An 8,606-nucleotide genomic window follows, 5' to 3' on the forward strand; every position below is an offset into this window, starting at 1 on the left:
GGCGAATTCCATCAGGGCCAGCAGACATCGGGTCTGCCAAACAGGCCGGATATAAGACTGCAGCCAGACTCTGGAACGTCAAAAATGCAAACTTCACTTGCCAAACCGGGAGGCGTCCATATAAGCGGCGTAAGCCGCGAAAAGGCTGAACCCTCAGACGTCCTCCGTCGGCCTCGCCGGCGTGTCCAGTAGCCGCTGGTAATACGCGAGGTCGAGCCAACGGCCGAACTTGAAGCCGGCCTCGCGGATGGTGCCGGCATGCTTGAAGCCGTGCTTCTCGTGAAGGCGGATGCTGCCCCGGTTCTGCGCGTCGATCGCGCCGACCAGGCTATGAACCTCATGCGCTTGAGCGCGGGTGATCAATTCTCCGAGCAAGATCGAGCCCAAGCCGGTGCCACGATGCTGATGATGCACGTAGAGCGAGTGTTCGACGCTGTATTTGAACGCTGCGAACGGGCGGAAAGGGCCCCAGGTGGCGAAACCGAGGAGCTCGCCCTCGTCGTTCTCGACGCCGATCACGGGGATGCCAGCATCCCGTCGCATCGCGAACCAGGGCGGCATCGATTCGGCCGGCCGCGGCACGTAGTCGTAGATTGCGGTCGAGCTCTCGATGGCGTGGTTGAGAATCGCGAGAATGGCCCCGGCGTGGCGTGATTCGCTGCAGTCGACGAGCCTCATGCCTCGTTTCCGGAGCCCGGTTGCGGCGGCACCGACCATTCCGGCTCCTCGAACTCGCCGATCAGCCGGGTTTCGCACTTCTCCGCGTGGCGGGCGAGAATGCGACGGACGGTTTCGCTGCGCTCGTCGTCCTTGGCGTCGCGGTGGGCCTTGGATTGCCAGTGGGCGATGGCGAGCAAGGTGTCAGGTTCGCCGAGCTTGCGGTGCAGGTAGGTGCCTTTGGCGCCGGGTGTCTGCTGAATGATCCGGCTCGCCTCGGTCCAGGCTGCGGCGTATTCCTCGACGGTGTAACCGGGTTTCATGCGCACCTCGAAGATGTACTTCATCGGTCGACTCCGGAGTCGACACTTGCCAGGATGTGATCGTAGATCGCCTTGTCGCCATCCGAGAAGCAGCAGAACACGACCTCGTCGAAATCGCCGCTATCGGTGACCGTGTGTTGGACGGTGTCGACCGCGATCTGTGCGGCCTGTTCGAACGGGTAGCCATACACACCGGTGCTGATGCTGGGAAACGCCACCGTCCGCGCACCGGCCTGCCGGGCGAGTGCCAGGGCGCGCCGGTAGCACGAGGCAAGAGTGGCGGCTTCGCCCTTGGCACCACCGTGCCAGACCGGGCCGACGGTGTGGATGACGAAGCGGGCAGGCAGGCGATGGCCTTTGGTCAGCTTTGCGTCGCCGGTTTCGCAGCCGTTCAGCGTGCGGCATTCGGCGAGCAGCGCTGGCCCTGCTGCGCGGTGAATCGCCCCATCGACGCCACCACCACCGAGCAGGCTGTTGTTGGCGGCGTTGACGATGGCGTCCACGGCGAGCGTCGTGATGTCCGCACGCACCGTCTTCAGCGTGCAACGATTCGTTTTGTCCATGGTCAATTCGTCCAGCGCTAGAGTGAGGTTAATCTTAGCGCGTCGCGTCGAAGGCGGGTTTGCCGTCGACCGAATCAACAGGAGTGCTCCAGATCATGACTCGCCGTGTCCTCAACCGATCCCTGTCGCTGTTCGCGCTCTGCGGCAGCCTGCTTGCGATGCCCGCGCTGGCCGCGGAACCTGAAATGGTGATGTACCAGCATCCGGAATGCGGTTGCTGCGGGAAGTGGGCCGACCACATGCGCGAGAACGGCTTTCGGGTTCAGCAGGTGAAAACGCTCGAGATGGTGCTGGTGAAGAGCGAGGCGGGTGTTCCGCCCGAGCTGGGGTCCTGCCACACGGCCACGATCGATGGCTACATCGTGGAAGGCCATGTGCCGGCCTCCGATGTCCAGCGCATGCTCGAGGAGCGACCCGCCATCGTCGGCATTTCGGCGCCGGGCATGCCGCTCGGCTCGCCGGGCATGGAGGGCCCTTACCCGGCAGAGCGCTACGACGTGATCGGCTTCGATGCCCGCGGCAGCGCCTACGTCTTCTCCAGCCACTGACGGCCCCGCAAGCGGGAGACGGTGAGCCGTCTCCCGTGGCGATCAGAAGGTGATGACCTTGTCCGCGGCGAGCGTGGCCTGCGCAAGTTCCCCCAGGGTGCCGATGCTGGTGCCCGGGATCAGCGGCAGCTCGCCGATGCCGCGCGCGAATGCGCAGGTGCGGCACACGCGCACTGATACGCCATGCGAAACCAGCTCCTCGACCATGCCCTGTAGTCCGTTACCGTTGCCATCGACCTGATTGGGCAGCCCGAGCACGGTGGCGTCAGACATCAGAAACAACTGCAGTTCGGGTTTCTGATCGCATGAAACAAGCGCAGTTGCGAGTCGCAGTGCTGATAGACAGCGCTCGCTTCCGTACGGCGGCGCGTGGATGATGATGACGATCTTCTGCATGGGCCTGCTCCAGTCTTTCTGTGTTGAATGGCTCAGTGGCGGGCTTCGATGAGCTCGCGCAGCGCCTGGGGCAACTTGCTGCGCAAGTGGCTGCTGAGGGTGCGCTCATTGCGTTGCCACAGAATGCCGAGGTAGATGATACCGAGTCCGATCGCAGTCAGCGCGAACGGGAAGAGCAGACTATCGCGAAATACGTTATGAGCGAGGTAGCCCAGGTAGCCGGCTGACCCGAGGGCGCCGAAGACCGCGAAGACGCGGCGCGCCAATACGGCGCCCACGAAGATCATTCCAAGATTGATGCAGAAATAGCCGAACTTCGCCAGTACGCTGTCCGAACTCGAGAGCGACAATCCGCCCCAGAAGGTGAGCACGCCGAAGATGTAAAGCCAGTAGGCGTAGTCCTTCGCCTGCCTCGAGCGCAGATCGACCCAGAAGGCGAGGCCGATGAAGAGCAGGCCGAAGTGGATCGAGACCAGCTTGCGCAGTTCCCAGGAGCGGTCGCCGTCGAAAAGGAAGGGCACGATGTCCATGCCGATGTACCACAGCGTCACCGCAACCGGCATCACCAGGAAAGGTAGCCGGTAACGCCACAGCAATACCGCGGCAGCGGCCAGCGTGGCCAGCTCCATGAAGATCCAGCGCCAGTCGATGAAGCGGTGGTAGTCACGGTAGGCCATGCCCTCGGTCCAGAGCCCAAGTGCCGATTGCAGCCCGTAGACCGCAAGCGGCACCAGCACCACGACGAAGGTGGCGGTGATGCCGGCCGGAATCGGCAACTGGCGCCGGCGCAGGAGATGTTCCGTGAGCCACAATCCACCGGCGCCGTAGGCCAGCGCGATCAGGAACAGGCCAGCACCGCCGAAGGCTTCCCAGCCCAGGTTCATGAACAGGCTCATCGCCCCGATCGCGAGCATGCCCCCGAGGTAGTAGAGGATGTGGGTGAAGCGGAAGTTGGCGCTGTCCTGACCGCGCTCGGACAGGAACTGCCACAAGGCATCGGCCTGTCGTTCGTCGATCAAGCCCTTGCTGCTCGCTTCGCGCAGCAGCGCGCGGTTTACGTCCATCCTCGGACCTCCTAAGTTCTAGGGCCTGTTCTCATTCGCCATGGCGGTCACGCTCGCACCAAATGGCTCGCAGATCAAGGAGGCGCAACGCCGAGATGCGAGCCATTTGGTGCGAGCCCTTCGGGTGGGCCAGTTTGGCCGCGCCGGCGGCGTTGCGCTCGTTGTCAAGGGGGCGGCCATTGACTGCCTCGCGCGCCTTGCCGGCACAGCCAGACTGACCCACGCGATCCGCCAGCGCGAATGAGAACAGGCCCTAGTCCTCCGGTCGCACGCCGGCTTCGTACTCATCGTACAGGGCCTTGCCGAAAGCCTTCCAGGTTGCGCCGCCATGCGTATGAACGCCCACATCGGCACTTTCACGCATGTTCTGCATCATCAGTTCGGACAGGGCGAACAGTTCGCCGGTGAGCTTTTCGGTCCGAATCGGGCTGCGAAGCAACGTCATCATGCATGACGGAGTGCAACGCAAGGCCTGGCGTGCTAGCGCGTGAAGACGGACGTTATCGTCCCACTTTATACCCAGCGCGAGACCACGTTTGATGATTTCGCGCTCGATTTCTTCGGCTGTACGGGAAAAATCTCCAAATCCGGGCATTGTCCCTCAAGGGTGTCGTTTCAGTCGTGCGTCGGGTGTCCGCGGGCAGCGATGTTCCGACATCGCGCATCGCGGAGAAATGCTGCATAGCAACATTAGCAGAAACGCACGAAGGATTCGACTCTTTACGAGGCACGGGCCAGCACACCGATCGTCGGCGCCCATTCGTCACCTGGTTTCTTCTTGCGCGTGACCAGCGTCAGTTGCGAAGGCTCGAAGACGTTGGCGTTGTGGGTGACCGGAGTCGTGATCAGGTATTGCGCGCGGGTGGCGCGGAGGAAAGTGCCGACACGGTCGATGTTTGCGACATCGAGGTGGGCAAAGGGCTCGTCGATGAACACGAATCCGCCGGGGCGGGCTTCGTCCATTAGCAGTGCGATGAGCAGGATCAGCGACTTCATGACCTGCTGGCCGCCAGAGGCTTCGCCGTCGTTGAGACCGACCGCACCCTTGCGGTCGAAGTCGAAACGAACCTCGAGACCGGCCTGGGCGAGCGAGACGTCGTCGTGGCCCAGCGCCGGTGGCGGGCAATCCACGCCGACGCCTGCGAGGTCGCCGAGTGCCTTCAGGTTCTTGCCATACTGGCGCACGGTGGCGCGGAGCTTGGCGATGTACGCATTGCGCGCTTCCTCGGTGAGGCGGCGTGCGGTGGCGCAATAGCCCTGACGGTCGCGGTAGTCCTGCTCGCGTTTGGTGACATCGGCCTTGAGCCGCTCGGCCAGGGTCAGCACCGAGGCGTCGGTGATCCAGTCGCCCTCGCTGAGGCGGGTGCGCAACCGGTCGCGCTCGCGCCTCGCACCGGCGGCGGACTCGTAGCGCTCGGCGAGCAGCGCGATCTCCGACGGATCGCGCCAGTGCGCGGGCATTCCTCGGCGGAGGGCGCGCAGGCGGGTGATGCGTTGAGCCTGGGTATGACGGCGAGGGCCGGTTTCTCGTTCGAGCTCGGCCAGGCGGGCGTCGTGACCGTTGAGTTCGCGCTTGCGGCGATCGATCTCGATGGCGATGCCGGAGAGTCGTCCGGACAGCGCCTCGGCGGCGGCGCGAGCGCTGTCACGTTCGGCGCTCGCGTCGGCGAGCGTCTTGCGGGCTTCGGGCAGTTCGGTCTCTGCCTGGGCGTACTGGCTTGCCTTGGCGGCCAGCAACTGGGCCGATTGCAGCCCGAGCAGTCGCTGACGCAGGGCGGTGAGCCGGTCGGCGGTTTGGGTGACCTGTGGGCGGAGCGCCAGCAGTTCGCTGTCCAGCTTGCGGATTTCGTCTTCCAGTTGCGCGATGCGCGCCTGGCGGGCGAGCTCGCCGAAATGGAAGTCCGCAGGCCGGCCGAGGTGCCGGGCGCCGCGCCGCTCGCGGTGATAGGCGTCACGGGTGATCCACTCGATGTCGCGCTCGAGGCTGCGGGCCGCCTCGACGCTGTCGACCCGGCGGATACGGTTGAGCAGATCGGCAAGCCAGCGGGGTACCGGTGCGGAGAAACGCACGACCTCGGCAAGGCTTTGTGCTCGGGCTGGCGGGGCCTCCTCGCGCTCCGGTACGAGAAAGTGACGGAAACGCTCGCGCTCGCCGAGTGCCCAGGCAGTGTGGCGGTCGCTTTCGCGTTCGAGCAGCACGATGTGGCGGTAGGGGCGCAGCACCGCTTCGACCGCGGTCTGCCAGAGCGGGTCTGTGACTTCGACGATTTCGGCGAGGCCGCAGTGAGCAATGCCCTCGTCGGCGAGCAGCGCGCGAAAGCGGGCAACCTCCGGGTCGCTGGGCGGGCCGCTGCGGCTTCTTGCATTGCGCAGGCTCTGGGTCTTGTCCTCGAAGCGGGTGACGTAGTCGCGTTCGGCCGCGCGCAGCCGGCCGAGTTCGGCCTCCAGGGCTTCGTGCTCGGCTTCGAGTGCGACCGCATCGGCGCCATGTTCGGCGGCGAGCTGCGCGCGCAGGGCATCGCGTTCGTGCAACAGTCTGTCGAGATCCCGTACCCGGTCGTGGGCGGCCAGGTGGCGGGCCTCCGCCTCGGAGCTTGTCGCAGCCAGTACGGCACGTTCGGCCTCGGCGGCGGCTTGCTCGCCTTGCACGGTTTCAAGCCGGGTGAGTGCTTCGCGACGCGCCGCGAGCCGGGCACTGCGTTCGCTGCGCTCCGAAGCAAGCCGCTCGCGCTCGTCGGCGATGTCGCGGGCGAGCTCGGCGGCTTCGAGCCGCGGCACGATTTCGGCTTCGAGCGCCTGCGCTTCGTCGGCGATCTGCTTCCACTGCAGATAGTTGTCGGCTTCGAGGCGGCGTGCCTCGGCCTGGGCACGCAGGCGGTCGAGGTCCAGGCCCAGGTCGTCGAGTTCGCGTTCGGCGTTGCGCTGCTCCTCGCGGGCCGCCTGGTAGTTGTCGAGCACCTCCTTGTCACCGAAGACGTCGAACACCAGCTCGAGCAGCGCGCGCGGGGAGTACTCGCAGAGCTTGTCGGTGTCGCCCTGTTCCAGGGCCAGCACTTTGGCGATGGCCGGGGTGAGCCCGCCCCAGGCGAGGCGGCTCTGGTAGTCGCGCAGGCCGACCCAGTCCTCTGCCTGTTCCAGCGCTTCTATGTCGACGTCGCCGTCGACAATGGTGTAGTCGCGGGTCCACTCGCCGCCGGCACGGCGGATTCGGCAGGCGAGCGTGACCTGGTCGGCGAGGCAGGGGAAGAACGGGCGGCGGCCGGTGTTGCCGGGCTGATTGGCGACGACCGCGCGGATCCACGCGAAGCTGCGGTCGGCACGGCGCACATAGCGGCGGAAGTCCCGCTTGCCCGAGCAGCGCAGCGCAAACAGCGTGCGCAGGGCGTCGAGCAGGGTGGTCTTGCCGGAGCCGTTGGGGCCGACGATTGTGATGATCTGGGCGTCCAGCGGCAGGGAGAAGCGGCGCCAGTAGTCCCAGTGGACCAGTTCGAGCTGTTTTATGTGGAACATCAGGCTTGGTCCTCGTCGTATTCGACGTCCTCGTCCGGCAGTACGTCGGCGACTTCGAAGGCGTTGGCTTCGGGCACCGGATGTCCTGCGCGAGAGAGCACGTCGGCCAGCGTGCCGTGGATCACGCGGTCGGCCATGATGCGGTAGTCGAGCGCGACGTCGAGCAGCGGACCTTCGAGAATCATGCCGTTGCGGCGCTCGATGAAACCCAGCCGCGCGAGCTTGCCGAGCATGAAGTTCTTGACCCGACTGCGACCGCCCAGTGCCGGGCCGAAATCGGCGATCAGCGAGGCCTCGGAGAGCGCGGCCGACACCGTGGCGTCGTGCGCCACCGGCTTGTCGCCGCCGAACATGTCTGTCTGGCCGTCGTCCGCGACTTCGCGGCGGGTGACCTGGCGCTCCCGCTTGGGGAGCACGATGAGCGACCAGATGACGACCAGCAGTGCGACTTCGTCGCGGTTCAGACCGACGTTGCTGGCCGCGTATTCGCGCCGCGCGCCGAAGACCGGCTCCATCATGTCCGGCGCGAGCGCGACCGCGACATGGCCGGCATAGGGGTTGTCCTGCAGTTGCAGACCGGCCGCGGCGAGGCGGTGGTCGAGGTCGATGCGGAAGGCTTCGTCCACCAGCGCGCGGCGCACCAGGCGGTCGCTGCGTGGCAACCATCGATGGGCGATCAGGCGCGCGGTGAGCGCCTTGACGTCGTGTTCGATCATCGTTTCTATTCCGTGGCGGGTGTTGCAGGCCGGCGGGGGGTGACTTCGCCGTGGCTGATCAGCGCGATCTCGTCTTCGCCGACCGGGGTCAGCTCGTCGCCGAAGGAAACCTCGACCGGCAGTCGCATGAAGCTGCCTACCGGACCCTCGGCGGGGCCCTCGCCGCCGTCGGCGAGCAGCGCGAGCATGGACAGCCGGTAGGAGGCAGGTGCAAAGCCGCCGCCTGCAACGAGGGTCGCGAGCGGGGCGGATTCGGGCAGGGCGTCGATTCGGCGGGTGAAGTGTTCGAGCATCGCGAGGTCCTCGTGCTCCGGGCGGGTGTCGACTTCGGCGTCGCTCGGCGGGGGCAGGGCCTGTTCGGTTTCGCGCGCGCGGACTTCTTCGCTGAGCACCACTTCGGCGCGGTCGAGCAACTCGTGACCGCCGGCCAGCAGCGGCAGGTCGGGCACCGTCAAGAGTGCCCCGTCAGCGATGTCAACCAGGCGGTCGATATCCAGTTGGCGCAGCCAGGCGGCGACATCGGACGACGAGATGCCGGAGGCGCCGAGGGTGACCCGCTGGGCCTCGATCTTGTTCAGCGCGCGCTGGAAGCTGGCGTCCACCCGGGCGAGTCGCGATTGCGCCAGGCCGATGCGCTGGGCGACGCGGGCGATTTCGAAATCGACATCCGGGTCGGCAAGCAGCTGATTCATGATTTCGGTGCCGCGCGCGAGCCAGCGCTCGTTGGCCGACAGGCGGCGGCGCGAGGCGACGATGTTGAATTCCGACCCGGAGGCGATCGCCTCCTCGAAGTGCCAGGTCAAGTCGTTGAGCTTGGACAGCAAGTGAC

The 8,606-nt window shown here is 65.9% G+C and carries 10 protein-coding genes and 1 pseudogene; 2 read left to right on the forward strand and 9 right to left on the reverse strand.

Translation table 11 applies throughout. The features are described 5' to 3' along the window. Nucleotides 1-153: 153 nt before the first annotated feature. From GPA21_RS17500 to GPA21_RS17510, 3 genes are read right to left on the reverse strand one after another with little or no spacing between them, the layout of a single operon-like run. A complete protein-coding gene (locus GPA21_RS17500) occupies nt 154-678 on the reverse strand; it encodes a GNAT family N-acetyltransferase (protein ID WP_168989393.1) in 525 nt (174 codons plus the stop codon). Further along, nucleotides 675-1,004 (reverse strand): antibiotic biosynthesis monooxygenase family protein, encoded by a 330-nt coding sequence (locus tag GPA21_RS17505; RefSeq protein ID WP_168989394.1) that lies wholly within the window; start codon nt 1,002-1,004, stop codon nt 675-677. The genes GPA21_RS17500 and GPA21_RS17505 overlap by 4 nt, the downstream gene beginning before the upstream one ends. Next, nucleotides 1,001-1,543: an O-acetyl-ADP-ribose deacetylase gene (locus GPA21_RS17510; protein ID WP_168989395.1), complete on the reverse strand. Its 543-nt coding sequence runs from the start codon at nt 1,541-1,543 to the stop codon at nt 1,001-1,003. The genes GPA21_RS17505 and GPA21_RS17510 overlap by 4 nt, the downstream gene beginning before the upstream one ends. 95 nt (nt 1,544-1,638) lie before the next feature. Between GPA21_RS17510 and GPA21_RS17515 the strand changes: the two genes are divergently transcribed. Further along, nucleotides 1,639-2,091 (forward strand): DUF411 domain-containing protein, encoded by a 453-nt coding sequence (locus GPA21_RS17515; protein ID WP_168989396.1) that lies wholly within the window; start codon nt 1,639-1,641, stop codon nt 2,089-2,091. A gap of 42 nt (nt 2,092-2,133) precedes the next feature. On the opposite strand, the gene GPA21_RS17520 is transcribed toward GPA21_RS17515, so the two are convergent. Together GPA21_RS17520 and GPA21_RS17525 are read right to left on the reverse strand one after the other, a co-directional pair. Then, nucleotides 2,134-2,487 (reverse strand): DsrE/DsrF/TusD sulfur relay family protein, encoded by a 354-nt coding sequence (locus GPA21_RS17520; protein WP_168989397.1) that lies wholly within the window; start codon nt 2,485-2,487, stop codon nt 2,134-2,136. Nucleotides 2,488-2,519: 32 nt separating this feature from the next. Next, complete coding sequence (locus GPA21_RS17525; protein ID WP_168989398.1) at nt 2,520-3,551, reverse strand: DUF2157 domain-containing protein; 1,032 nt, start codon at nt 3,549-3,551, stop codon at nt 2,520-2,522. Nucleotides 3,552-3,591: 40 nt separating this feature from the next. Between GPA21_RS17525 and GPA21_RS17530 the strand changes: the two genes are divergently transcribed. Then, nucleotides 3,592-3,795 carry a hypothetical protein gene (locus GPA21_RS17530; RefSeq protein ID WP_168989399.1) on the forward strand — a complete coding sequence of 68 codons (204 nt, stop codon included), beginning with the start codon at nt 3,592-3,594 and terminating at the stop codon, nt 3,793-3,795. A gap of 9 nt (nt 3,796-3,804) precedes the next feature. On the opposite strand, the gene GPA21_RS17535 is transcribed toward GPA21_RS17530, so the two are convergent. From GPA21_RS17535 to GPA21_RS17550, 4 genes and pseudogenes are all read right to left on the reverse strand, one after another. Continuing rightward, a complete protein-coding gene (locus tag GPA21_RS17535) occupies nt 3,805-4,146 on the reverse strand; it encodes a hypothetical protein (protein WP_168989400.1) in 342 nt (113 codons plus the stop codon). 125 nt (nt 4,147-4,271) lie between these two features. After that, nucleotides 4,272-7,061, reverse strand: coding sequence for an AAA family ATPase (locus GPA21_RS17540; protein ID WP_168989401.1), 2,790 nt, complete (start codon nt 7,059-7,061; stop codon nt 4,272-4,274). Further along, complete coding sequence (locus tag GPA21_RS17545; RefSeq protein ID WP_168989402.1) at nt 7,061-7,774, reverse strand: hypothetical protein; 714 nt, start codon at nt 7,772-7,774, stop codon at nt 7,061-7,063. Before GPA21_RS17545 ends, GPA21_RS17540 begins: the two co-directional genes overlap by 1 nt. An 8-nt stretch (nt 7,775-7,782) precedes the next feature. Then, a pseudogene (locus tag GPA21_RS17550) lies at nt 7,783-8,606 on the reverse strand (hypothetical protein); the annotation flags it as partial.

The sequence above is a fragment of the Azoarcus taiwanensis genome, assembly GCF_012910885.1.
GTDB lineage: Bacteria > Pseudomonadota > Gammaproteobacteria > Burkholderiales > Rhodocyclaceae > Azoarcus_F > Azoarcus_F taiwanensis.